Source organism: Paraburkholderia tagetis (assembly GCF_022213065.1).
In the GTDB taxonomy this organism is placed as follows: Bacteria; Pseudomonadota; Gammaproteobacteria; order Burkholderiales; family Burkholderiaceae; genus Paraburkholderia; species Paraburkholderia tagetis.
Genome location: NZ_JAKLJA010000011.1, coordinates 1 through 23,869 on the forward strand (window position 1 = coordinate 1; position 23,869 = coordinate 23,869).

Here is a 23,869-nt window from a genome sequence, read left to right on the forward strand (position 1 = left end):
TGAATAGCACCGGAACCCATTTCTTCGCAAAATTCATCACAGAAAGGCAGGACCCCGAGACATTCGAGATGTTCCGACTGGGAACCTAGCCGAAAATGGGCTCGAATTCGGCACTCACGAGTCCATTAGGTAAACCGATAATATGGATTTCCCGAATATTGACAAAATCCTTTCAATCTAAATTTTTTGCGCGCGGCATTATTTTCATCTTCGATGAACCTGGCATTAGTCTTTTGTGTTATTTACGCGCGCGCATCCGCACTGAAGAGGAGGCGCACGATGGCTTCCATAAGCTAAACCGATCGTCATCTTCGGAAATCCATCTTGGACGCGATGATCCAGAACAGGCACAATTTCTCCCGTTGCAATCGAGTAAAACCCGTACCTTTCGTTCGGGTTCGTCGTAGCCCCGGTTAGTTCGAATGCGCATCGCCAGGCTCACGGTTCAATAACAAGATGGCGCATTAGTGCTGGAAATGCCTTCAAGTACCCACTTTTTCGTGTGGATTCCTTTTCTCCACACCGGTCTCGCCCTCCCCCTTGCCGATCCTGGCGCATGCCACCCGGAACCCTCGATGTGGCGCTTTCATCTGGCGTAGTCAGCCGCTCTTCGTTACGCGCTTGACGTATTCATCAGTTGTTTTGCCAAAGGATTCCCTGTGCCGCACGCCTCTGCCGCGCCGCTTCGGTCGCGCCGCCCATTCACTGTCGATTTTGGAAAGCTGTCTTTCTCGTTAAGCACTTTTCTCGCGGCGGCGCTCGTGCTTATTATCTCGTTCGCGGCGAGTTTGCCGCGTCCGTGGTGGGCGCTTTTGACGGTTTATGTGACGGCGCAGCCAATGGCCGGCGCATTTCGCCCCAGAACGATTTACCGTCTCGCGGGTATTGCCACAGGGGCTTTCGTCACCATTCTGGTGGCGCCCAATTTACAGAATTCCCCTCTGTTACTGGTTTTATGCCTCGCAATCTGGATTGGGCTGTGCATTTATCTGGCGGTACTCGATCGCACGCCGCGGGCATTCCTGTTTCAGATGGCCGCATTCAGTTCCGCAGTCATTTGCTTTCCCTATCTAGATGATCCTTCGAACATTTTCACGACGACCATTTCGCGCGTCGAGGAAATGACGGTGGCCATTCTTTGCGTGACGATCGCACACCGGATCCTTCGGCCCGTCGACATCCGTGAGGTCATTCACGAGCGCGCACTCGCCTTCCTCTCCGATGCGTGCCGCTGGACCGCCGAGGCGTTCGGCACGCACCACACGCGGTTCGAGTACGAGCACCGCCGCAAGCTGGCAGTCGACGTGACGGAGCTCGGCATGATGGCCGTGAATCTGCGCTACGACCCGCGCTTCGCCCATGCCACGCGCGACACGGTGCGCGAATTGCAGCACCGGCTCGCGGTGCTGCTTTCGATTGCATCGGCGGCCGCCAATCGGCTCGAGCAACTGCGTGCCTTGAATGCGGTCGATGCCGAAACCGAGGCGCTGGTCGGCTCGTTGATCGACAGCCTCAAGTCCCCGCAGGATGTTGCCGAAGCGCTCGACGAAGGCCTCGTGTCGCGTTGCCGTGCGCTGGCCGCGAAGCACTTGCGCAGCACGGAGTGGACTTCGTTGCTCGCCGCCAACCTGTTCGAGCGCACCGCCGAATTCGTCGAGACGCTGCACATTGCGCGCGGCCTCGTGCGCGCATTCGCCGAGGGCGATCTCGACCATGAGATCCAGAAGCACGTCGCAAGCGGCGGCGACAACTTCCCGCTCGCGCGCGATCACGGCGTGGCGCTGCTGGCCGGCGCCGCGATGACCACGGCCATCATGATCTATTGCGCCGTGTGGATCCTGCTCGCGTGGCCCAACGGCGCGGCGACCGCGGCGTTCGCGGCGCTGGTGACCTGTTCGTTCGCGGCTCAGGACGACCCCGCGCCCATGATCGGCCGCTACCTGATTGCGACGCTCACGACGTTCCCGCTGGCCGCGCTCTATCTGTTCGTGATCCTGCCGCACGTGGACGGCGCCGGCATGCTCATCGTGACGCTCGCGCCCGCGCTCGTGTGGATGGGCTATATCCAGGCCGACCCCGCGCGCGCCGCGCGTGCGCTGCCCATGCTCTCGTGCTTCATCGTTGCGATGGGTTTTCTCGACCGCTTCCAGGCCGACTTCGCAGTGTTCATGAACACCGGGCTCGCGCAGGTCGGGGGAATCGTGACCACGCTCGTCGTGACCAAGCTGTTTCGATCCGCCAATTCGCGCTGGACCGCCTACCGGATCGTGCGCCAGAACTGGGCGGATCTCGCCCAGCTCGCCGACCCCGCCCAGCCGCTCGCCGCCAACGCGTGGACAGCCCAGGCCGTTGACCGTCTCGGTCAGGTGGCGGCGCGCATGGCGCTCGCCAACGCCGACGACAAGCTGCATGCAGCCGATGGCCTGAGCGACCTGCGCGTGGGCCGCAACATCATCCGCGCGCGCCAGGGCCTGGAGCAGCGCGACGCGCCCGTGCGCCTCGCGATCGAAGCGGCGCTCGGCGAGGTGTCGGCGCTCTTTCGCGCACAACTGGCCGCGCATCATCCGCTGCCAGGCACGAACCGGTTGCTGGACGCGCTCGACCGCGCCATCGACATCGTGGCGAGCCAGCCCGCGAAGCGCGGCGACCCCACGCTGATGGCGCTCGTCGGCATGCGCTGCAATCTTTTCCCGCAAACGTATTCACACGGAGCCGCAGCATGATGATCGAAGAGATCCGCCTCTTTGGGGTCTATATGCCATCCGCCCTGTTCTGGGCAGTCATTGCATTGACTGTCACGTTCCTGCTGCGCGGGGCGTTGCTGCGCTTGCCGTTGCGCCAGTTGCTCTGGCATCCGGCACTGATCGATCTGGCTGCGTTCTTCGCGCTCTGGTGGGGCATCACCCGCCTCGCCGACACCTGTTTCCCGCACGGCTTCATTTCCTGACATGCAGCGATTCACCAGTTTCCTCCGCACCGCCCTGACCGTGGCAGTCATCCTGGGCATCCTCGGCGCGATCTACGCGCTGTGGATCCGCTATCAAATCGAGCCGCTCACGCGCGACGGCAAGGTGCGAGCCGATATCGTGCCCATCGCGCCCGACATCAGCGGGCTCGTTACGGACGTGCGCGTGCACGACAACCAGAAGGTCAAACAGGGGCAGGTGCTGCTGGTGATCGACCCGTCGCGCTATCAGATCGCGCTCGCCCAGGCCAGCGCCAATCTGCAAAGCGAGCAAGCGGACTACGACGAAGCCGTGCGCGAAGACCGGCGCAACCGCTCGATGCCCGATGTCGTCGCCACCGAATCGACCGAGCAAGGCACCGCGCGCGTCGAGAAACTGCGCGCCGCGCTCGCACAAGCCAAATCCGCACGCGATCTCGCGGCGCTCAATCTCGAACGCACGCTCGTGCGCGCCCCCGTCGACGGCACCGTGACCAACGTTGGCCTGCTGCCCGGCGTTTATCTCACCGCAGGCAAAGGCGCGATGGCGCTCGTCAGTCAGGAGTCGTTGCGCGTGGAAGGCTATTTCGAGGAAACCAAGCTGCCGGCCATTCATGTGGGCGACCCCGCGAGCGTCTATCTGATGGGCGTGGCGAACCCGATCCGCGGTCACGTGCAAAGCATTGCGGGCGGTGTGCAGGACCGCGAGCGCGAAGGCGGCGATGCGCAGCTCGCCAACGTGAATCCCTCGTTCACATGGGTGCGACTCGCGCAGCGCATTCCGGTGCGCATCGCCATCGACTCGGTGCCGCCTGGCGTGCGTCTCGTGCCGGGCCAAACCGCCTCCGTGGAAATTCAATCCCGCGCGGGCGATGTCGTGGTGCGCAGGAGCCTGCCATGGTGAGCATGCGTGCGATGGGCGTTGCGGCGATCTGTGCGGCGATCTGCGCGGCCCTCGCGGCGTGCGCCGAAGTAGGCCCTGACTATAAAGTGCCGCCGCAGGCGCTGGTCAATGCGCCCGCTGCCAATGGCGCATTCGTTTCGGGCGCAACGGTCGCGACCAACGATCCCTTGCCCGATCACTGGTGGCGCCTCTACGAAGATCCCGTCCTCAATGGACTGATCGAAAAAGCCCTCGCCAGCAATGTCGATCTGCGCGCCGCGCAGGCCAACCTCGAGCGCAGCGACGCGCTGCTCGCGTCGGCACGCACGGCCCGCGAGCCCGACATCGCGGCCGACGCATCGACCAACTACACGCAGCAATCCGCACAGGCCGTGCTCTCGCATGTCCAGCCGCCCCGGCACGAGACCTACAACATGGGCATCGCGATCAGCTACGACCTCGATCTCTTCGGCGGCATCCGCCGCGGCATCGAGGCCGCGAGCGCCGATCGCGAAGCCGTCGTCGCGGCGCGCGACCTCGTGCGCGTGAACGTGGCCGCGCAAACGGCGCGCGCGTACTCGGACCTGTGCAACGCCGGCAACCAGCTCGACATCCTGCAACAGCAGATCGCGGTGCAACAGCGGCGTCTCGCACTCACGCGCGAAATGATCGCCCATGGCCGCGCGCCGTCCTTTACGCAGGACCGCGACCAGAGCGCCATTGAAAGCAGCCGCGCGCAGCTCGCGCCGCTACAGGCGCGCAAGCTCAATGCCGCATTCCGCCTTGCCACCTTGATGGGAAAGCCGCCCGAGCAGTACGACCCTTCCCTGCTCGCCTGCCATACGCCGCTCGCGCTCACGACGCTGATTCCGAGCGGCGACGGACGCGCGATGCTGAGCCGGCGCCCCGACGTTCGCGCCGCCGAGCGCCAGCTCGCCGCCGCCACCGCGCAGATCGGCGTGCAAACGGCAGCGCTCTATCCCGACATCAAGATTGGCGCATCGATTGGCTCGACGGGCGGCGCCGCCAGCTTCTTCACCCCGCTCACGAACCGCTTCGCCGTGGGCCCGATGGTGAGCTGGGATCTGCATCGCGATGCAATCCGCGACCGCATCGAAGCCGCTCGCGCAGGAAGCCGCGTGAGCCTCGCCCATTTCGACAGCACAGTGCTGACTGCGCTACGCGAAACGGAAACTTCGCTGGATAATTACGCTGCGGCGCTCGACCGGCTGCAACGGCTCGAGTCCGCGCGCGATGCGGCACGCTCGGTCAACGACCGAACCGACCAGCTCTGGCGCGGCGGGAAAGTCGGCGGCCTCGAAGCGCTCGACGCGCAGCGCACCTGGCTTGCCGCCGAAAACGCCGTCGCGGCTGCGCAAGCGGACGTCAATAACAACCAGATTTCAACGTTTCTGGCACTCGGAGGTGGATGGCAATGAACCTGTCTAACGTATTCGTCGAGCCTGCCCCGGGCGCCCGTCATCAACCGTCCTTTCGCTCGATGTTCGAAAATCATCCTCCTGCACCACACCGCGCGCCACACGAAGACATTCGCGGCCGCTCCGCAAACGATGGCGAGAAAGACCCGGCCAACGATCCATCATCCAACCAGCGGAGCAAGAGGACCATGCAGCGTAATCCACTTCTTCGGAACATCAGCTATCTGCTCGCGATCGACGAGCATCGCAACTTCACGCGCGCAGCCGATGCGTTATGCGTGTCCCAGTCGGCGCTCTCGCAGCGGGTCCGGCAACTGGAAGAGGAAGTCGGCGCGCAGTTGTTCGATCGCAGCGGGCGCGTGGTTCGCGTCACCGATTTCGGCGCCGTCTATCTGGAGTACGCGCGCCGCGCCTATAACGACCTGCTCACCGCGCAGCGCGCCATGCAGGACGTGCACGACCTTTCGCGCGGCCAGTTGCGGGTCGCCTTTACCCCGACCTTCACCGAATATCTCGTCGCTCCGGTCATCGAGCATTTCCACGAGTTGTATCCGGGCATCGTGGTCGAAATGACCGAGATGTCGCTGGACTCCGTGGAAAGCGCGCTGATCGACGATCAGGTCGATCTCGCGTTCGGCTTCGTCGACGTGCGCTCCGAGGAAATCGAAGCGGAGCCGCTGTTTCCCGAGCAATTGATGCTGGTGGTCGGCAAGACGCATCCGCTCGCGCAGCAACGCACGCCCATCACGCTGAACCAGTTCGCCAAAATTCCACTCGCGCTGCTGACGACCAGTTTCGTTTCGCGCTTCTATGTCGACAGCTATTTCCAGTCCTTCGACATGCGGCCCACCGTGGCCCTGCAGGCGAATTCGATCAGCGCGGTGCTCAAGATCGTGAGCCGTGGAAAGATTGCGACGATCCTGCCGAGCACCATCGAATTCGAGCATCGCGACCTGCAATACGTTTCGCTGGATCCCGCGTTTCCCGTGCGCACGACCGCGCTTCTCAGGTCGAGGCGCGCGTACCGCTCCACCGCCGCCGCGGCCTTCACGGCCACGGTGCTCGAGATGCTCAGCAACGGCTGTCTTTCGTCGCTACGCACACTGACGCAGCGGATCGGTCACGGCACGGCCATGAGCCCCGAACTTCCGCACGATCGGCGCGAGCCATAAGCGTGGGTACGCGAGCCGGACTCACGCTCGAACGTACCTGACCGTGCATTCTCGTCGACCCATTCCATGTCAGCCAGAAAATACCCCACACCGCCAGCCAGTACACCACCGCCCTCGGCCCGTAAAAACAAGGTGCGCATCATCGTCTCGATCGACCCCGATCTGCTCGCGGCGCTCGATCATGTAGCCACGCGCAAGGGACTCAGCCGCGCGGGTACGATGTCGCTCGCCTGCGCCGATCTGATCGATCGCGAGCATGAGCGCCGGTAGCACATCACAACGGCAGCGCATGGGTCGAGAGAATCTCCTTGAGCACCATGAAGCTGCGCACCTGCCGCACGCCGGGCAGATACAGCAACTGCTCTGCGTGAAGCTGATTGAAACTCTCGTTGTCTCGCGTGCGCACGAGCATGAAGTAGTCGAACTCGCCGGTCACGACGTGACACTCGACGCACCCCGATACCTTGCGCGCTGCTTTCTCGAATGCGCTGAACGCCTCGGGCGTCGAGCGGTCCAGCACGAAGCCGATCACGACCAGCATCCCCGCGCCCAGCGCCTTCGGATCCAGTAACGCGACGATCCCGCGTATCAACCCAATCTCCTTGAGTCGCTCGACGCGCCGCAGGCACGCGGGCGCGCTCAGCTTCACCTTGGCCGCCAGGCTCACATTCGAGATCGACGCGTCCAGTTGCAGATGCTTGAGGATCGCGCGGTCGATGCGATCCAGTGCCGGCAGCGTATCCGCCGTGGCTGCGGCCCTGGTTGTCGCAGTGGTTGCCGATCTCTTGCCTAATTTCATTGCGTCTTGCTCCTGGATTACGAATCAATTGTGTCCATCTAACCAAATATCCGTATCTAAAGTAGGTTTTGTCGATTTTTTTCGCAAGCACATTTCGCTGGCATCGGCTTAGCATTGGTCGAGCGGACGCCCGCCGCAATGGCGGCCCAACTGCGCCCCAACCGCCGCCGCTCCCCGCGTGCGCCAACTCTTCCGGAGACATTCGATGAACCTCCAACGCTTTCCCCGCTATCCGCTGACGTTCGGGCCAACGCCCATCCAGCCGCTCAAGCGCCTCTCCGCGCACCTCGGCGGCAAGGTCGAGCTCTATGCGAAGCGCGAGGACTGCAACAGCGGCCTCGCGTTCGGCGGCAACAAGACACGCAAGCTCGAATACCTGATTCCTGACGCGCTCGCACAAGGCTGCGATACGCTGGTCTCGATTGGCGGCATCCAGTCGAACCAGACGCGCCAGGTCGCCGCCGTGGCCGCGCATCTCGGCATGAAGTGCGTACTCGTTCAGGAGAACTGGGTGAATTACGCGGATGCCGTCTACGATCGCGTCGGCAATATCCAGATGTCGCGGATGATGGGCGCCGACGTGCGGCTGGTGCCCGACGGCTTCGATATCGGCATTCGCCCGAGTTGGGAGGAGGCGCTCGACAGCGTGCGCAAGGCGGGCGGCAAGCCGTATCCGATCCCGGCCGGCTGCTCCGAGCATCCGCTCGGCGGCCTCGGCTTCGTGGGCTTTGCCGAGGAAGTGCGCCAACAGGAAGCACAACTCGGCTTCAAGTTCGATTACATCGTCGTGTGCTCGGTGACGGGCAGCACGCAGGCGGGCATGGTCGTCGGCTTCGCAGCCGATGGACGTGCGGATCGCGTCATCGGCATCGACGCCTCGGCGACGCCGGAAAGGACGCATGCGCAGATCGCGCGCATCGCGCGTCATACGGCGGAGCAGGTCGATCTCGGGCGCGATATCCGCGAGAGCGACGTGGTGCTCGACAAGCGCTTCGGCGGCCCCGAATACGGCTTGCCCAACGAAGGCACGCTGGAGGCCATCCGCCTGTGCGCACGGCTCGAAGGCGTGTTGACGGATCCCGTCTACGAAGGCAAATCGATGCACGGGATGATCGACAAGGTCCGCCTTGGCGAATTCGAGCCGGGTTCGAAGGTGCTGTACGCGCATCTGGGCGGCGTGCCCGCGCTCAGCGCGTACAGCTTCCTGTTTCGTGACGGGTGAGCGACGGGTGAGTATGGCGTCGGTGCAATATACTCGGCGCTGCACGGGTTCAAGGCGTCAGCCCGAGCGGCACGCCACCCCACGAGACTCGACGCCCCGCGTCCACGCCCCTTTCAGGAGCCATCACCCCATGAGCGAAAGCCGCGAAAGCCGCGAAAGCCGCGAAAGCCGTTATTGCGAAGTTGCCGATCTGGCCGATGCCCGCGAGCAACTCGGCGAGATCCGTCATCACATCCACAAGCATCCCGAGCTCACTTACGAGGAAGCCAATACCTCGGAATTCGTGGCGCAAAAGCTCGCGGCGTGGGGCTACGACGTGACGCGCAATATCGGCGGCCATGGAGTCGTCGGGTCGCTGAAGGTGGGCACGAGCGCACGCACGGTGGGCGTGCGCGCCGACATGGATGCGCTGCCGATCCAGGAGCAGACCGGCCTAGACTACGCGAGCATCCACGACGGCAAGATGCACGCGTGCGGCCACGACGGCCACACCACCGTCCTGCTCGGCGCGGCGCAGCAACTCGCGAAGACGCGCAATTTCGACGGCACAGTGCACCTGATCTTCCAGCCCGCCGAAGAAGCCGGCTCGGACAGCGGCGCCGTGCGCATGATCGCCGATGGCCTGTTCGAGCGCTTCCCGTGCGAAGCCATTTTCGGGCTGCACAATCACCCGGGCGTGGCGGCCGGCACCTTCGGCTTTCGCAGCGGCGCGTTGATGGCCGCCTGCGACACGGTCAAGTTGCGCATTACCGGGCGCGGCGGCCACGCCGCGCGTCCGCATCTGGCGATCGACCCGGTACTGGTGGGCAGCAGCATCGTGATGGCGCTGCAATCGGTGGTGTCGCGCAATGTCGACCCGAACGAAGCGGCGGTGATCACCGTGGGCTCGTTCCACTCGGGCTTCGCGCCGAACGTGATTCCCGAGGACGCCGTGCTGGAAATGAGCGTGCGCTCGTTCTCGCCGGCAGTGCGCGAGACGCTCGAAACGCGTATTCGCGGGCTGGTCGAATCGCAGGCGCAAGCCTATGGCGCGAGCGCGGAGATCGACTATATCCGCGGCTATCCGGTGCTCGTGAATAGCGAAGCCGAAACGGAGTTCGCGCGCCAGGTGGCCGAAGAGTTGGTCGGGCCGGGGCGCATCATCGCGCCGTTCCCGCCCATCGCGGGCAGCGAGGACTTCGCGTACTACCTGCAGCAGCGTCCCGGCTGCTTCGTGCGCCTCGGCAACGGCGAAGGCCAGCCGATGCTGCACAACGCCCGCTACGACTTCAACGACGAGAATCTCACCGTTGGCGCGGCGTTCTGGACGCGTCTCGTCGAACGCTTTTTGAGCGACGCGCGCCCCATTCCTCCAAGGCCTGCTCACGCTAATAACCGGCCCTAGCTAACCCCTTCGTTTTTCGACCCACCCGTATCGCTTGGATATTTCGCCCGCCCGTAGCGAATCAAGAGGACGCCCAGCGCGATCAGCACGATCGCGCCCGCCGACGCCAGCAGATGCAGTTCCGTATTCGATCCCGAGCGAAGAATCAGATCTCGCGCGATCGACACCATCGCGATGTAAAGCGGGAAGCGAACGGGCAACTGGCCGGCCTTCAGGTATTGGCCGACCATCGCGAAGACTTCCAGATAGAGAAACATCAGCAGCAGATCGGTCAGCGTGACGCCGTCGGAATTCACCATCCGCCAGATCAGATGAACCATTGCCGCAACGGTGCCAATGCCGATAATCCCGAGGCCGAATAGCTCCGCAAGCTCCATCGCGCGCTCGAGACGTCCCTTGATCGCCTTTTGCAAGGCGCTCTCGTATTTCATGTTCCTTCAACCCATTGAATAGTCAGTCGGAACGAGGAATCGTAACGCGAGACGATGAATTTTGAGAAATCGTGCCGGTAAAGTGCGCGGGCGAGGCGCTGCGGCCCAAGCGTCGGGCTTTCATCTGCGGAATGTGGCGGTAGCGCAACGGTCAATCGGCGCGCGCCCCGCAAATTGGCGGTTTGGCCCTCCATTGCTCGCTCTGTCCTTGCTTTCCCGCAAGGCATCACTATAATAGGGTTAACCCTTAGGTAACTACCCTAGCCAAACGAGGACAGCATGGCCGCGCTCATCGCCGCAATTTCGTCTACCGTAACTCACGCTCTCGAGGCAACTGGCCGCCTCGGCGTCAAGGCACTCAACCGCCACCTGGAATACTGCGAACTGCTCGCAGAAGCGCAACGCCGCTACTAAATCCGCTGATTCAGTAAAACCCGGTCTGGAGCGCCAGACGCCGCGCGCTTGTGTGCCTTGCGCCGCGGCGGCGCCGGACCGGCACAGCTGCGCCCGTTCCCGGGCGCGGTCCGCCGTTACGCCGGCCGCTCCAGCCGACGATGAGACAGCGCTATCTCATGCAGCCGACGCGAAATCCGGTTGCATCTGCACATTCGCGCACCACGCAACCGCATCCGCGACGATATTGGCCAGCGAGCGCGTGCCGTCGACGGTCAGGGTCAACGGCTCGGCGACCGGCGGCTCCAGCGCGGCGAACTGGCTTTCGACCAGCGACGCCGGCATGAAATGATCCTCGCGCTGCGCGACACGCTGCAGCGCCTCCGACTGCGGCAGCTCGAGAAATACGAAGCCGAGCGACGCCGTGGCCGCCCGCAGCCGGTCGCGGTAGCGCTCCTTGAGCGCCGAGCACGCCAGCACGGCGCGCTCTCCCCGGCTCGCGACGCGCTCGAGTTCCACGGACAACCGGTCGAGCCAGCCTGCGCGGTCCTCGTCGGTGAGGGGGATACCGCGGGCCATCTTGTCGACGTTCGCCTGCGGGTGGAACGCATCGCCCTCGATCAGCACGCCGCCAACCTGCTCGGCAACGGCCCGCGCCACGCTGCTCTTGCCGCAACCTGCCACGCCCATGACGACGAGAGATGAAATTTGCCGGGTCATTCGAGGCTCCCTGAATGCTGAGATAGCGCTATCTCACGTTCGCAAAAAAAGTGCACCTTCGCGTACTATCCGTGGCGGCCCGTCAATAAGGGACACTACGCTTGCGCGGGGTGCAAGACAGCGCTATCCTAATCGATCATGGCGACATCGACACTCAGGAAAACCCGCAGCACCGGCCGGCCCACGCTCGAAGAGGTGGCTCGTCGCGCCGGCGTGAGCACGATTACGGCGTCGCGCGCCCTGCGCGGCGTGGGCTCCGTGGGCCCGGACTATGTGGAGAAGGTCAAGGCCGCCGCCGCCGCGCTCAACTACGTCACGAATCCCGCAGCCCGCGCGCTCGCATCCTCGCGCAGCGACGCCGTCGCTGTGGTGATTCCGTCGATCTCGAATGCGGTGTTCGTGGACGTGCTGGAGTCGATTCACACCGTGCTGCGTCCGCGCGGCTACGAAGTGCTGATCGGCAACTCGCACTATTCGCGCAACGCGGAGGAAGACCTGATCCGCCATTACCTGGCGTCGCCGCCCAGCGGCCTGATCGTCAGCGGCTTCGACCGCACGGAAAGCGCGCGGCGCCTGATCGCGGCGAGCGGCGTGCCCTGCGTGCACATCATGGAGCTCGACGAAGGCGCGGGCGTGCACTGCGTCGGCTTCTCGCAGATGCAAGCCGGCGAGGCCGTTGCGGGGCATCTGCTGAAACGTGGCTGCCGTCGCAATGCTTTTGTCGGCGCGCAACTCGATTCACGGACCATGCAGCGCGCCGAGGGCTTTCGCGAGGCGCTCAGGCGCCAGGACCTCTACGACCCCGATCTCGAAGTGCTCACGCCATCGCCGTCGTCGATCGGGCTCGGATGCGATCTGTTCCGGCAACTGCTGCAACGCCGCCCCGACGTGGACGGCATTTTCTTCGGTAACGACGACCTCGCGCAGGGCGCACTGTTCGAGGCCCGCCGCCAGGGCATCGAGGTGCCGTCGCAGGTGGCCATTGTCGGCTTCAACGACCTGGCCGGCGCCGCCGACTGCGTGCCGCGCCTGACCACGGTTCGCACGCCGAGAGCGGAAATGGGACGCGTGGCGGCCAACCTGCTGCTCGCCATGATCGAGCGCGAGCCGATCGCAAAACCGGCGGTCGATCTGGGCTTCGAACTGGTGGTGCGCGAAAGCGCTTGAGCGAGTGACACGAGATGTCGGCATCCATCGAGAAAGCACTTGACTTGGCACCGTGTACCGCGTACCGTCCCATATCTAAGTCTCCAAATTGCTCGATTGCTCATCAATAGCCGCAATGACTGTTATACGCGGCTCTCGTTGACCTCTTCTTTTTGATCTTTGATTCGCCCTTTTTTCGAGGGCGTGCATCTTTATTCGTCTGTTTAAGGAATATCTAGTGGAAACCGGTACCGTCAAGTGGTTTAACGACACCAAGGGCTTTGGCTTCATCACGCCGGACAAGGGCGGCGACGACCTGTTCGCACACTTCTCGGAAGTGCGTGGCACGGGCTTCAAGACCCTCGCAGAAGGCCAGAAGGTCAGCTACGAAACGAAGCGCGGCCCGAAGGGCCTCCAGGCTTCGAACATCACGCCGCAGTAACGCTTTCGAATCGCGTCCTCCCGCTGCTCTCCTGCTTTGGGCGGACGCGATTCTCCCGCCTTACCGTGGCGCTCGCACGCCACGCTCGCCAGCCATATTTCCTGCATTCCCGCTCCCGCTGCACCCGCAGGCTAACGGTGCGGTATGGTTCTATGGCTCGCGCGGTCTTCGCGCTCGCTACTCGATATCAGATTCCCGCCTGTCGGCGGAGAACCGATGGTTTCATCGACAGCGTCACTCGAGCGCATTCCCCGGGCAATCCGGGGCCTTGAACTGCAACTGCAATCGTCGGCGTATTCGCCGGCGTCTTGCATCGACGCAGCATCACGCTCTCTGGAGGTATTGATTTGGCAAAAGAAGAACTACTGGAACTGGACGGGGTCGTCGACGAAGTGCTGCCGGACAGCAAATACCGCGTCACGCTCGAGAACGGCGTGGTGGTAAATGCGTATGCATCGGGCCGCATGCGCAAGAATCACATTCGCATTCTTGCCGGTGACCGGGTCACGCTGGAATTGTCGGTCTACGACTTGACGAAAGGCCGGATCAACTTCCGGCACAAAGACGAGCGCGCGCCTACCGGACCGCGCCCCGCCATGCGCCGCCGCTAAGCGCGCCAAGGGTCCCGAAACGCCCCAAACGCACGCGGGCGCGCCTGCATGGCGCGGCGCTGCGTTTGTGCTGCGTTTGCGCTGCGTTTGAGCGGCGGCCCGTTCAATAAAGCCCTGGCAAGCCCAGACAATCACCTGTTCGATCCGCTTCCAGTTCGCGCCCCAACCAACTGCAACTGCGGCGCTAAACCGTGCGGATATCAGCGCGGAATCAATCGGTCTCGCGAGGCGACGTTCTGTGTCGTGCGAGGAACCGGTCAAGCTGGCTCGCAAACGCCTTGCTGTCGCGCGCGCTGAACGGCGCCGGCCCACCTGTATCGATGCCGGCACTGCGCAGTTGATCCATGACGTCGCGCATCGTCAAGCGCTCCTGAATATTTTCACGCGTAAACCAGTTCCCGCGCGGATCGAGTGCTTGTGCGCCCCGCTCTATTACCGCGGCGGCGAGCGGGATATCCGCGGTAATCACCAGGTCGCCCGACGCGACGAGCTCGACGATACGGGCATCGGCCACGTCAAAACCCGCCGGCACCTGGATCGATTTGATAAACGGAGACGGCGGTGTGCGCAAATATTGGTTGGCAACCAGCGTCACCAATACTTCGGCACGCCGCGCGGCCCGAAACAGCATGTCCTTGATCACGGCAGGACAAGCATCAGCGTCAACCAGCACTTGCATATGGGTAATTCCCGTACATGACGACGCGATTATATATTCAGCGATGTTTTGAATGGTCGGCGAGCAATTGCTGATGGTGCGCTTCGGTTTCGTCGTCCGCGGAAAACAGGCATGCCACGTGTCGCGCGGACGCATCGTGCCAGCATTCAGCGGCGATCGGTAATCGGGCCTTCGGCATCCACGCGCCCAACGGCGCCGGCCGGGCCACCCACGTTGATCGGGCCACGCGCTTCCAGATCGCCGTGCACGACCAGCGGACCGTGCACGGTAAGCGGGCCGTAAAACGTGTTTTGTCCCGGGCGCCGGTCCAAGGCGGGATCGTCGGGAGAAATTCGCTCGACCCGTGCCGCCTTGATGGGCCCGACAGCGTGGATGTTACCGGCCACCATCAGCGAGCCGTCGACGGTCAACGGCCCGCGGACGACGAGCGACCCGTTGGTGCTGAGCGGCCCGGTGGCAACGGGCTCGGCATACGCCGAAGCAAAGCCGATGGAAGACACGAACAGAAGCGCGCCTGCCGCCGCGCGCCGCGTCAGTCTCGATGTGGTGCTCATTCCGACCCTCGCGATATAGAGTTTCAGGTTGCCTCACGGCTGGAGCAACTTGCGCGCCCGCCGGTGTGGCCGCCGTCGGCATGCGCGCGGCCAATATGAACAAGCGTGAATGAGCACGCGTGAGCATGAATAAGCGCTTCACCGCGAGAGGCGATTCGCAAAATATTCATGAGGATCACTATCCATTTACGGAATCGCAACGCCTCACGACCATCTCCTCGGTACAACCAGCCGGCTATGGCTATGACAACTGCCACGGCGCATCGCCCCAGCGTTCCCCCAGCGCCTCCAACGTCGCCAAGGCCCGCCCGAAGCGGGCAAACCGCCCACGCCGCATAAGCAGGGATCGGCCACTTCCGCATGCTCGGTAATTTTTCTGGTCGACGCGAACCCGTCAATTTGGGTATTGTCTTGCCAATCACTCGTCCAACCCAATACCAACACCCAGGAGACAGCATGCCGCCCCGTACCCCGTCCGCCCTATGGGCTCAGCAATTCAGGCGGTCACCGGAGTCGAAGGCAACGCTGCAGCACCAGATTCGCCAGATGCTGGTCGCGGCAATCCTCGATGGCCAGCTCCCTCCCGACTCGGCGCTGCCGTCGAGCCGCGAGTTGGCCGACCAGCTCGGCGTGGCCCGCAATACCGTCGTGCTCGCCTATCAGATGCTCGTGGAAGAAGGCTATCTGCTCTCACGCGAGCGCAGCGGGCACTTCGTCAACCCGGAAATGCTCCAGGGCCTGCACGGCGTCACGGCGCGCCAGCCCGAGCCTGGCCCGGAGGCCCCGCAGGATGGCGAAATGCTCGCGCGGCCCGTCTGGCAACAGCGCATCGTGCGGCCGCCCTCGGCCCAGCGCAACATCGTCAAGCCCGCAAATTGGCAGAACTATGCATATCCGTTCATTTACGGGCAATTCGACCAATCGCTCTTTCCCACCAACGACTGGCGCGAGTGCTGTATGAAGGCGCTTTCGATCATGGAGATCCGCAACTGGGCGCCCGACCTGATCGAGCGCGACGACGAATCGCTGATCCAGCAAATCCGCACGCGCGTGCTGCCGCGCCGCGGAGTGTTCGCGATGCCCGAGGAGATCGTCATCACGAACGGCTGCCAGCAGGCCCTGTATCTCGTGGCCGACCTGCTCTGCGGCAAGCGTACGACGGTGGGTTTCGAGAATCCGGGCTACCCGGACGCGCGCAACATCTTCGTGAATCGCAACGCGCATCTGCTTGAACTGCCCGTGGACGCCGAAGGCATCGACCCGCAGCAGCTCGCCGACTCGCTCGCGCGCTGCGACTACGTGTACGTCACGCCGAGCCACCAGTGCCCGACCACGGCCACCATGCCCATCGAGCGCCGCCGCGCGCTGCTCGAACTCGCGCAGCGCAACGACTTCGTCATCATCGAAGACGACTACGAGAGCGAGAACACGTTCTCCGGCACGCCGCATCCGGCCTTGAAGAGTCTCGATACAGCAGACCGCGTGATCTACGTCGGCAGCCTTTCGAAGACCTTCGCGCCGGGCCTGCGCCTCGGCTACGTGGTCGGGCCGCAGGAACTGGTCCGCGAGTTGCGCTCGCTGCGCCGCCTGATGGTGCGCCACCCGGTCGCCTATATCCAGCGCGCGTTCGCGACCTTCCTCGCGCTCGGGCATCACGACGCGCTGCTGCGCCGGCTCGCGCATGCCTACAAGGAGCGCGCGCAGGCGCTGATGGCGGCGCTCGACGCGCATCTGCCCGAGGTGCGCTACGTGCCAGTGGCGGGCGGCGCGTCGTGCTGGGTCGAAGGCCCGCCGTGGCTCGACTCCGTGCGTCTCGCCGACGACGCGCGTGAGGCCGGCATCCTGATCGAACCGGGCGGCGTGTTCTTCGCCGACGAAACCGAACGCAGATGGTTCCGCATGGGCTTCTCGGCGATCAAGCTCGAGAAGATCGAGCCCGGCGTGCGCGCGCTCGCGCAGGTCGTGCGCCAGCAGCAGCCGTCGCCGTAGTTCACGCCGTAGTTCACGCCGTAGTTCACGCCGTAGTTCACGCCGTGGTTCACGCGGTAGTTCACGCCGTAATCCTCGTAACCGCTCTCGTAGTAGACCACGCAACAGCCGTCCAGGCAGCCCTCGCGCTGCCGCCTTCGCTCATCCCCCTCGCCCTCTCCGTCGAGCCTCGCGCAGCCCGCCTGCGCGCTGGCCCAGGCGAATCCTCAGCACTGGTGCTACCCGCCTCGACGCACGAACTCTAACGTGTCGCTATACCGTGCTGCGCGCATCGTCGGCGCAACGCACGCCACCCGCTACCCCACAGTTACGAGGAGACACGCATGGCAGACACGCTCACCGCTCGACCCACTGCAACGGTCGTCACAGCCGACACGCTCGCCGCCTTTTCCGACGCCTTCAACCGCCACGACGCCAATGCGCTGATGGGGTTCATGACCGAGGACTGCGTATTCGACGCAGCCGGCGGGCCCGAAGTATACGGCGCCCGATTCGTTGGCCGCGAGGCGGTGCGCGCCGCATTCGAAGCGGTGTTTCGCACTTTCCCCGACGCGCACTGGGGCAAAGGGCGCCACTACGTCGTGGGCTCGCGCGGCGTATCGGAGTGGGTGTTCACGGGCACGCATGCGGAAGGCTGGCGCATCGAAGCCGAAGGCTGCGACCTGTTCGAGTTCCGCGACGGTCTGATCGCCGTGAAGCGCGCGTTCCGCAAGGAGCGCCCGAAGCAGCCCGCCTGACGCGGCACGGCTGTACAGCGGCACAGCATTTTTTGAAACGAATCGTTTCATTCCATTTCAGATTCACCCATCAAGAACGGAATCGCTTGATCCGCAAAACGCGGCGAATAGCATTCGATGCATAGCGTTCAAAGCGCATTCGAAAACAGGCCATTCCGTCACACGACAACCGGAGACAGCTGATGAGCGACAAGACCCCCAACCAGACGGCAACGGCCAATGGTCCGCAGGACATGACCCCCTCCGAAGCCTTCGTCGAGACCATGGCCGCCAACGGCGTGACGGACATGTTCGGCATCATGGGCTCCGCGTTCATGGACGCCATGGACATCTTCGCGCCCGCTGGCATCCGCCTCATTCCCGTCGTTCACGAACAGGGCGCCGCGCACATGGCCGATGGCTACTCGCGCGTTTCGGGCCGTCACGGTGTCGTGATCGGCCAGAACGGCCCCGGCATCAGCAACTGCGTGACGGCCATCGCGGCCGCGTACTGGGCCCACAGCCCGGTCGTGATGATCACGCCCGAAGCGGGCACCATGGGCATCGGCCTCGGCGGCTTCCAGGAAGCCAACCAGTTGCCGATGTTCCAGGAATTCACCAAGTACCAGGGCCACGTCACGCACCCCGCGCGCATGGCCGAATACACCGCGCGCTGCTTCGACCGTGCGATGTCCGAAATGGGCCCCACGCAGCTGAACATTCCGCGCGACTACTTCTACGGCCAGATCAAGGCCGAGATTCCGCAGCCGCGCCGTCTCGATCGCGGCGCCGGCGGCGACGAGAGCCTGAACGAAGCGGCCGAATTGATTGCGAGTGCGAAGTTCCCGGTCATCATCTCCGGTGGCGGCGTGGTGATGGGCGATGCAATCGAGGAATGCAAGGCGCTCGCCGAACGCCTGGGCGCGCCGGTCGTCAACAGCTACCTGCACAACGACTCGTTCCCGGCCAACCATCCGCTGTGGTGCGGCCCGCTCGGCTACCAGGGCTCCAAGGCGGCGATGAAGCTGATCTCGCGCGCCGACGTGGTGATCGCGCTCGGCTCGCGTCTCGGACCGTTCGGCACGCTGCCGCAGCACGGCATGGACTACTGGCCGAAGAACGCAAAGATCATCCAGATCGATGCCGACCACAAGATGCTCGGCCTCGTGAAGAAGATCTCGGTGGGCATCTGCGGCGATGCAAAGGCCGCGGCGATTGCGCTGACCGAGCGTCTCGCGAACCGCAAGCTCGTGTGCGACGCCACGCTTGCCGAGCGCGCCGATCAGATCTCGACTGAAAAGGCGATGTGGGAGAAAGAGCTCGATGGCTGGACGCACGAGCGCGACGCCTACAGTCTCGACATGATCGAGGAGCAGAAGCACGAGCGCCCGCCCACGGGCGGCGAGTACCTGCATCCGCGCCAGGTGCTGCGCGAGCTGGAAAAGGCCATGCCCGAAGACGTGATGGTGTCCACCGACATCGGCAACATCAACTCGGTCGCCAACAGCTATCTGCGCTTTAACAAGCCGCGCAGCTTCTTCGCGGCGATGAGCTGGGGCAACTGCGGTTACGCGTTCCCGACCATCATCGGCGCGAAAGTGGCGGCACCGCACCGCCCGGCTGTCTCGTATGCGGGCGACGGCGCCTGGGGCATGAGCCTGATGGAAACGCTCACCTGTGTGCGCCACAACATTCCGGTGACGGCCGTGGTGTTCCATAACCGCCAGTGGGGTGCGGAGAAGAAGAACCAGGTGGACTTCTACAACCGCCGCTTCGTGGCGGGCGAACTCGACAGCCCGAGTTTCGCCGGCATCGCGAAGGCGATGGGCGCCGAAGGCATCGTGGTGGACAAGCTGGAAGATGTTGGCCCGGCGCTCAAGCGCGCGATCGACATGCAGATGAACGAAGGCAAGACGACCATCGTCGAGATCATGTGCACGCGCGAGCTTGGCGACCCGTTCCGCCGCGATGCGCTCTCGAAGCCAGTGCGCCTGCTCGATAAGTACAAGGACTACGTCTGAGTGTTGCGCAGTGGCGAGGCCGTGTTGCGGCCTCGCATGCCACCCGTCGGCCGGAATAGCGGACTCCCCTGCCGCCTCCGGCCGTTTTTTATTCCGATGCCGATGTGGCGGCTTGTGCTGCGTTTTTTTATTTCGTGGTGCATGGGTTGGTGATTTTTCGCGTTTCCTTGTTTTCGTGTCGGTCTATTAGCGTTGCCCCTGTGCGGGGCGGCACCTACTTTTCTTTGCCGCTGCAAAGAAAAGTAGGTGCCGCCCCGCACAGGGGCAACCCAGGCAGACCGACACGAACACAAGAAAACGCGACAAAGCATGAACCGAGAAACAGCAACCGCGCGTGACCGCACCCTCAAAGCGTCTTACGATCCTTTCGGTAGGCGTTCTTCACTGCGATCTTGCCGTCCTTGAAGGTAAACACATCCACCATACGCGCCTCGATGCGCGCCCCATCGGCCGTGATACCACGAAACGTCGACTCTGAGACACCACGATCGCCGCTCACGAAATGCTCGCCCTCTTTCCATGATGCATCGGGACAGGTTTGCCACGCGAGTTCGAAACCTTTTCGCACCTCGTCGCGGCCCTTGAAGGTACGGCCCAGCAGGTCCGGTCCGGCTACGCCATGAAACACGCACTCGTCGGCCATGCAATTCATCAGCGCCTCGATGTCGTGGCGATTCCACGCGTCGTTGAACGTTTCGAGAAGACGGATATAGTCCGCATCAGTTTGATTAGTCATATTGATGATTGATCGCTTCGTTGCAGAAAATGGAACGAGTACCGCGCGTGCACTGGAAAGCGGTCGCACAGTACCTCACTGACTAGCGCATTTCGTCCAGCTTCTCGTCCTGCGCCAGATACTTGTGGTAAAGGAAACGCTGGCCGACGCGGCGGAACGGTGCGAAGCCCCTCCACTTCACGAGACCCATCACATTCGGATACTCGAGCGCCGAGTTATAAATCGGCAGATCGTCGAAACCGGACCATTTGCCGGCGACGCGCTGCGCCATTCGCCGCCCCGCGTGTGCGGAGAACGAAACGCCGTTGCCGCCGTAGCCGACCGCATAGAAAATGCTCTGCTGGGGATCGGGTTGCATGACGCGCGGCATCATGTCGTGGCTGACATCGACCCAGCCCCACCACGAAAAATCCACGCGAATATTGGCAAGCGAAGGAAACTTGCGGTGCAGCCCTTCGACGAGCACTGCGAGATGCCGCGGATTGGCCGCATCGGCGCCGGTAATCGCACTGCGGCTACCGATCTGCAAGCGGTTGTCCGGCAACAGGCGGTAGTAGAAGCGCAGCGTGCGGGTATCGGTGATCACCACGTGGGTCTGGAACCCGGTCGAGGCGATCTCGTCCTGAGTCAGCGGGCGCGTCACGAGCGAGTTCGAAAGAATCGGCATGATCCTGGCGCTAAGCACCTTGTGCATGTCGTTGCGCGTATAACCGCCGGTCGCGAAAGCGACGGCCTTGGCGCGAATGACGCCACGCGGCGTGCGAACATGATGCACGCCACGCACGGTTTCGACGCCCAGCACAGGTGTCCCCGGATGGACCTTGACACCGAGAGCGCGCGCCATGCGCAGGTAGCCGAACGCCAGCTTGAGAGGATGCACGCCGATCCCATCCGGCTCCAGCAACGCGCCGCAGTTTTCCTTGTCGTCGACATACGATTCGGCGACTTCCTTTGCGCTCAGCATGCGCGTGTCGTAGCCAAATACGTCGTGCATCACCTTGCATTCATTGCTGAGGAATGCCATCTTTCTGGCCCGGTGCGCGATATACAGATGGCCGCCCGGTTGGGGATCACAAGGCACTTCGCTAATGAGCGTCTTGAACGTATTGAACCCTTCGCGAATCTCCGCGTCCAGCTTGAGCGCGGTGGCCTTGCCCCATCGTTCGATCCACTGCGAGCGATAAAGCCGGCCACTGGCGTTTTGCCCCTGGCCGCCATTGCGGCTGGTACACCCCCACGCGGTACGGTTCGCGTCGACAACCATCGCTCGAATCCCGTGCTCGCGCGCCAGAAAGAGCGCGGTAGACAGGCCTGTGAAGCCCGAGCCGACGACCAGCACGTCGACATCCGCATCGCCCTCGAGTGGACCGTCGTCTTCGGGAGGCTCGCCAGCCGACGCAACCCAGTAGGTGGGTGCGTACTCCATGCCCTGACTGGACAAAGGAGATACGAGCGGGTCGTAGAGCGCATCATAAGGCGCGGGCGCATCCCCGCGAAGCTGCACTATGGAGTCGGTTGTGGCCACGATATCTCCCCGTTACTGTTCTGATACTGCCTCGAACGTAAAAGAAAGCTTAGTACCAGGTTCACACGTTCGATAGTGCCAGACGGGGCGCAGACGGGCCGACCAGAGAAACTCCAGGGCGATTTTTTTCGTCGGAGGATTACTCGGCAACAGGCGATAGGGATGACTCGTTCGCAATAGCCAGAAAGTTTGCGATCTTGGCTGTCGTTGCGTCCTTGCGTGAAGCGAGTGCGAGGCGAATCGAAATGTTTTCGCCGGGAATGTCTGCGTAGACAACCCCCTCGACACGAATCTGGCACACCGATGCGGGCACCAGCGACACACCGAATTCCGCCGCGACCAGGTTGACCACCGACGAGAGTTGCGGCGCTTGCTGCCCTATCACCGGGGCAAATCCCGCGTCCCGGCAGGCGCCAAGGATCACGTCGTTCAAAGTCGGGCTTACTTCGCGGGGAAGCAGCACGAAGGGATCCTGAGCAAGGGCAATGAGCGGCACGTTTCGTTTCTTTGCCAACGGATGCGTAGTCGGCAAGACGAGCTTCATGGGCTCGACCGCGATGTGGTGAAACGCAACGCCAGCGGGCGATTGATTGCCGAGACGCACGAAGGCGACGTCGAGTCGGCCATCGTCCAGATACGCGAGCAGTTGTGCCGTATTGCCTTCGGCCAGGGTCAGCGAGACTGCGGGATATGACTGGCGAAACTTGCGGATCAGATTCACCACGACCGGATTGAACGCAGCGGATCCGGTAAAGCCAATATTCAGTTGCCCCATCTCGCCGCGCCCGGCGCTTTGTGCGTTCTCGATCGCCTGCCGCGCATCGTCGAGCACACGCTTCGCGTCGATCACGAATGCTTCGCCGGCTTCGGTGAGCACCACGCCATGACCGGTACGACGAAACAGCCGGACGCCCAGTTCGTCTTCAAGCGCGTGGATTTGCTGACTGAGGGGCGGCTGTCCAATGCCCAGCTTCTCAGCGGCGCGCGTGACGTTGCGCTCCTCGGCTACCGCCATGAAATATCGGATGTGCCGGAGTTCCATAGTGATATCTGTAAAACGTATTCCAGAAAGATACGATAGATATTGGACAGAATATCACTAATGGACGAAGATGCGGCAATCTGTCGGTAGACCGAGTTGCCGGCAATCATCTGCTCTGTGCCGCGCTCCCACTTCCCAGAGTGTCTCGAAGCAATGCGGACGTGCCATTCCCTATGGCGCCAGATCACAGCGGCGGATGCGATCTGTTATCCAATTGAAGGGGTCTAGCATGGCAGAAGCCACAAAAAAACCGAGGCCGGAATACCGGAACATCGGGCTTGGGCAGATATTGCTCGCATACCGCCTGCCGCTCGCGGGCCGCGTGTCGATCGGCCACCGCGTCAGTGGTGCGCTGTTGTTCCTGTTCCTGCCTTTCATCCTGTTCCTGTTTGACCAGAGCCTCACCTCCGAGCTCAGCTTCGAGGTCTTCAAGGGCTTCCTCTCCAACGTCATCGTCAAGCTCATCGTGCTGGTCCTCGGCTGGGCCTTCCTCTTTCACTTCTGCGCCGGCGTGCGCCACCTGTTCATGGACTTCAGCCATGACCTCGTGAGCAAGGAAAAAGGCAAGTCGACCTCGCTCGTGGTCGTTGTCATCTCCACGATCCTCACGATCGCCTTCGCGGCCAAACTCTTCGGAGCGTTCTAAAAAATGTCGGCTAAAAACGGAATCGGTCCGAAGCGCCTTGTCGTGGGCGCGCACTACGGCCTGCGCGACTGGATGGCCCAGCGCGCCACCGCCGTGATCATGGCGATCTACACCATCGTGCTGCTCGTGCTCTTCTTCGGCGCGCACGACTTCTCGTACGACGGCTGGGCTTCGATCTTCTCCGCGCAGTGGATGAAGCTCGCCACGTTCGTCACGGTGCTCGCGCTGTTCTATCACGCCTGGATTGGCGTGCGCGACATCTGGATGGACTACATCAAGCCGGTCGGCCTGCGCATCACGCTGGACGTCCTCACGATCGCATGGCTGCTGGGCAGCCTCGGCTACGCCGCTCAGATTCTCTGGAGAGTGTAAAAG

The 23,869-nt window shown here is 63.1% G+C and carries 25 protein-coding genes; 17 read left to right on the plus strand and 8 right to left on the minus strand.

What is annotated here, in order from left to right:
• Positions 1–659: 659 nt before the first annotated feature.
• From L5014_RS15305 to L5014_RS15330, 6 genes are all read left to right on the plus strand, one after another.
• Entirely contained in the window at positions 660–2,723 is a 2,064-nt protein-coding gene (locus tag L5014_RS15305) for an FUSC family protein (RefSeq protein ID WP_338019289.1), read from the plus strand.
• Positions 2,720–2,947 carry a DUF1656 domain-containing protein gene (locus tag L5014_RS15310; RefSeq protein ID WP_238464581.1) on the plus strand — a complete coding sequence of 76 codons (228 nt, stop codon included), beginning with the start codon at positions 2,720–2,722 and terminating at the stop codon, positions 2,945–2,947. The genes L5014_RS15305 and L5014_RS15310 overlap by 4 nt, the downstream gene beginning before the upstream one ends.
• Before the next feature lies 1 nt (position 2,948).
• Positions 2,949–3,848 carry an efflux RND transporter periplasmic adaptor subunit gene (locus L5014_RS15315; protein ID WP_274389380.1) on the plus strand — a complete coding sequence of 300 codons (900 nt, stop codon included), beginning with the start codon at positions 2,949–2,951 and terminating at the stop codon, positions 3,846–3,848.
• Entirely contained in the window at positions 3,842–5,266 is a 1,425-nt protein-coding gene (locus tag L5014_RS15320; RefSeq protein WP_238464583.1) for an efflux transporter outer membrane subunit, read from the plus strand. Before L5014_RS15315 ends, L5014_RS15320 begins: the two co-directional genes overlap by 7 nt.
• Before the next feature lie 188 nt (positions 5,267–5,454).
• Positions 5,455–6,438 carry a transcriptional regulator CynR gene (cynR, locus tag L5014_RS15325; RefSeq protein WP_238464584.1) on the plus strand — a complete coding sequence of 328 codons (984 nt, stop codon included), beginning with the start codon at positions 5,455–5,457 and terminating at the stop codon, positions 6,436–6,438.
• 66 nt (positions 6,439–6,504) lie between these two features.
• Entirely contained in the window at positions 6,505–6,708 is a 204-nt protein-coding gene (locus L5014_RS15330; protein ID WP_238464585.1) for a hypothetical protein, read from the plus strand.
• Positions 6,709–6,712: 4 nt separating this feature from the next.
• Here the strand turns inward: L5014_RS15330 and L5014_RS15335 are convergent, their stop codons facing one another.
• Positions 6,713–7,237, minus strand: coding sequence for an Lrp/AsnC family transcriptional regulator (locus L5014_RS15335; RefSeq protein WP_238464586.1), 525 nt, complete (start codon positions 7,235–7,237; stop codon positions 6,713–6,715).
• A 205-nt stretch (positions 7,238–7,442) separates the two neighbouring features.
• On the opposite strand from L5014_RS15335, the gene L5014_RS15340 reads away from it, so the two are divergent.
• Together L5014_RS15340 and L5014_RS15345 are read left to right on the plus strand one after the other, a co-directional pair.
• The gene (locus tag L5014_RS15340; RefSeq protein WP_238464587.1) at positions 7,443–8,459 is read left to right on the plus strand and encodes a 1-aminocyclopropane-1-carboxylate deaminase; all 1,017 of its coding nucleotides are present in this window, start codon (positions 7,443–7,445) and stop codon (positions 8,457–8,459) included.
• A 130-nt stretch (positions 8,460–8,589) separates the two neighbouring features.
• Positions 8,590–9,843 (plus strand): M20 aminoacylase family protein, encoded by a 1,254-nt coding sequence (locus L5014_RS15345; protein ID WP_238464588.1) that lies wholly within the window; start codon positions 8,590–8,592, stop codon positions 9,841–9,843.
• Here L5014_RS15345 and L5014_RS15350 read toward each other — a convergent pair.
• Entirely contained in the window at positions 9,840–10,274 is a 435-nt protein-coding gene (locus tag L5014_RS15350; protein WP_238464589.1) for a phosphate-starvation-inducible protein PsiE, read from the minus strand. The two genes, L5014_RS15345 and L5014_RS15350, sit on opposite strands and share 4 nt — an antisense overlap.
• A gap of 279 nt (positions 10,275–10,553) precedes the next feature.
• Here L5014_RS15350 and L5014_RS38625 point away from each other — a divergent pair, with 279 nt between their 5' ends.
• Entirely contained in the window at positions 10,554–10,688 is a 135-nt protein-coding gene (locus L5014_RS38625; protein ID WP_274389381.1) for a hypothetical protein, read from the plus strand.
• Positions 10,689–10,844: 156 nt separating this feature from the next.
• On the opposite strand, the gene L5014_RS15355 is transcribed toward L5014_RS38625, so the two are convergent.
• A complete protein-coding gene (locus L5014_RS15355; protein WP_238464590.1) occupies positions 10,845–11,387 on the minus strand; it encodes a gluconokinase in 543 nt (180 codons plus the stop codon).
• A gap of 138 nt (positions 11,388–11,525) precedes the next feature.
• Between L5014_RS15355 and gntR the strand changes: the two genes are divergently transcribed.
• From gntR to infA, 3 genes are all read left to right on the plus strand, one after another.
• Positions 11,526–12,554 carry an HTH-type transcriptional regulator GntR gene (gntR, locus tag L5014_RS15360; protein WP_238464591.1) on the plus strand — a complete coding sequence of 343 codons (1,029 nt, stop codon included), beginning with the start codon at positions 11,526–11,528 and terminating at the stop codon, positions 12,552–12,554.
• A gap of 217 nt (positions 12,555–12,771) precedes the next feature.
• Positions 12,772–12,975, plus strand: coding sequence for a cold-shock protein (locus L5014_RS15365; protein WP_028216504.1), 204 nt, complete (start codon positions 12,772–12,774; stop codon positions 12,973–12,975).
• 347 nt (positions 12,976–13,322) lie between these two features.
• Positions 13,323–13,586 carry a translation initiation factor IF-1 gene (infA, locus tag L5014_RS15370; RefSeq protein ID WP_238464592.1) on the plus strand — a complete coding sequence of 88 codons (264 nt, stop codon included), beginning with the start codon at positions 13,323–13,325 and terminating at the stop codon, positions 13,584–13,586.
• Between the two features lie 211 nt (positions 13,587–13,797).
• Here infA and L5014_RS15375 read toward each other — a convergent pair whose 3' ends face one another.
• On the minus strand, positions 13,798–14,265 hold the full coding sequence (locus tag L5014_RS15375) for a YaiI/YqxD family protein (protein WP_238464593.1): 468 nt from the start codon (positions 14,263–14,265) through the stop codon (positions 13,798–13,800).
• 146 nt (positions 14,266–14,411) lie between these two features.
• Complete coding sequence (locus tag L5014_RS15380) at positions 14,412–14,819, minus strand: hypothetical protein (protein WP_238464594.1); 408 nt, start codon at positions 14,817–14,819, stop codon at positions 14,412–14,414.
• Positions 14,820–15,275: 456 nt separating this feature from the next.
• Between L5014_RS15380 and pdxR the strand changes: the two genes are divergently transcribed.
• The 3 genes from pdxR to xsc all read left to right on the plus strand — a co-directional run bounded on the left by pdxR (position 15,276) and on the right by xsc (position 19,545).
• Complete coding sequence (gene pdxR, locus L5014_RS15385) at positions 15,276–16,808, plus strand: MocR-like pyridoxine biosynthesis transcription factor PdxR (RefSeq protein WP_238464595.1); 1,533 nt, start codon at positions 15,276–15,278, stop codon at positions 16,806–16,808.
• A 323-nt stretch (positions 16,809–17,131) separates the two neighbouring features.
• Positions 17,132–17,545 carry a nuclear transport factor 2 family protein gene (locus L5014_RS15390; RefSeq protein WP_238464596.1) on the plus strand — a complete coding sequence of 138 codons (414 nt, stop codon included), beginning with the start codon at positions 17,132–17,134 and terminating at the stop codon, positions 17,543–17,545.
• Between the two features lie 182 nt (positions 17,546–17,727).
• On the plus strand, positions 17,728–19,545 hold the full coding sequence (xsc, locus tag L5014_RS15395) for a sulfoacetaldehyde acetyltransferase (RefSeq protein WP_238464597.1): 1,818 nt from the start codon (positions 17,728–17,730) through the stop codon (positions 19,543–19,545).
• Between the two features lie 346 nt (positions 19,546–19,891).
• Here xsc and L5014_RS15400 read toward each other — a convergent pair whose 3' ends face one another.
• From L5014_RS15400 to L5014_RS15410, 3 genes are all read right to left on the minus strand, one after another.
• Positions 19,892–20,281, minus strand: coding sequence for a nuclear transport factor 2 family protein (locus L5014_RS15400; protein WP_238464740.1), 390 nt, complete (start codon positions 20,279–20,281; stop codon positions 19,892–19,894).
• An 82-nt stretch (positions 20,282–20,363) separates the two neighbouring features.
• The gene (locus L5014_RS15405; protein WP_238464598.1) at positions 20,364–21,806 is read right to left on the minus strand and encodes an NAD(P)/FAD-dependent oxidoreductase; all 1,443 of its coding nucleotides are present in this window, start codon (positions 21,804–21,806) and stop codon (positions 20,364–20,366) included.
• Positions 21,807–21,945: 139 nt separating this feature from the next.
• On the minus strand, positions 21,946–22,848 hold the full coding sequence (locus L5014_RS15410; protein WP_238464599.1) for a LysR substrate-binding domain-containing protein: 903 nt from the start codon (positions 22,846–22,848) through the stop codon (positions 21,946–21,948).
• Positions 22,849–23,077: 229 nt separating this feature from the next.
• Between L5014_RS15410 and sdhC the strand changes: the two genes are divergently transcribed.
• Positions 23,078–23,494 (plus strand): succinate dehydrogenase, cytochrome b556 subunit, encoded by a 417-nt coding sequence (gene sdhC / locus L5014_RS15415; protein ID WP_238463951.1) that lies wholly within the window; start codon positions 23,078–23,080, stop codon positions 23,492–23,494.
• A 3-nt stretch (positions 23,495–23,497) separates the two neighbouring features.
• Complete coding sequence (sdhD, locus tag L5014_RS15420; RefSeq protein ID WP_238464600.1) at positions 23,498–23,866, plus strand: succinate dehydrogenase, hydrophobic membrane anchor protein; 369 nt, start codon at positions 23,498–23,500, stop codon at positions 23,864–23,866.
• The last annotated feature ends 3 nt before the right edge of the window (positions 23,867–23,869 follow it).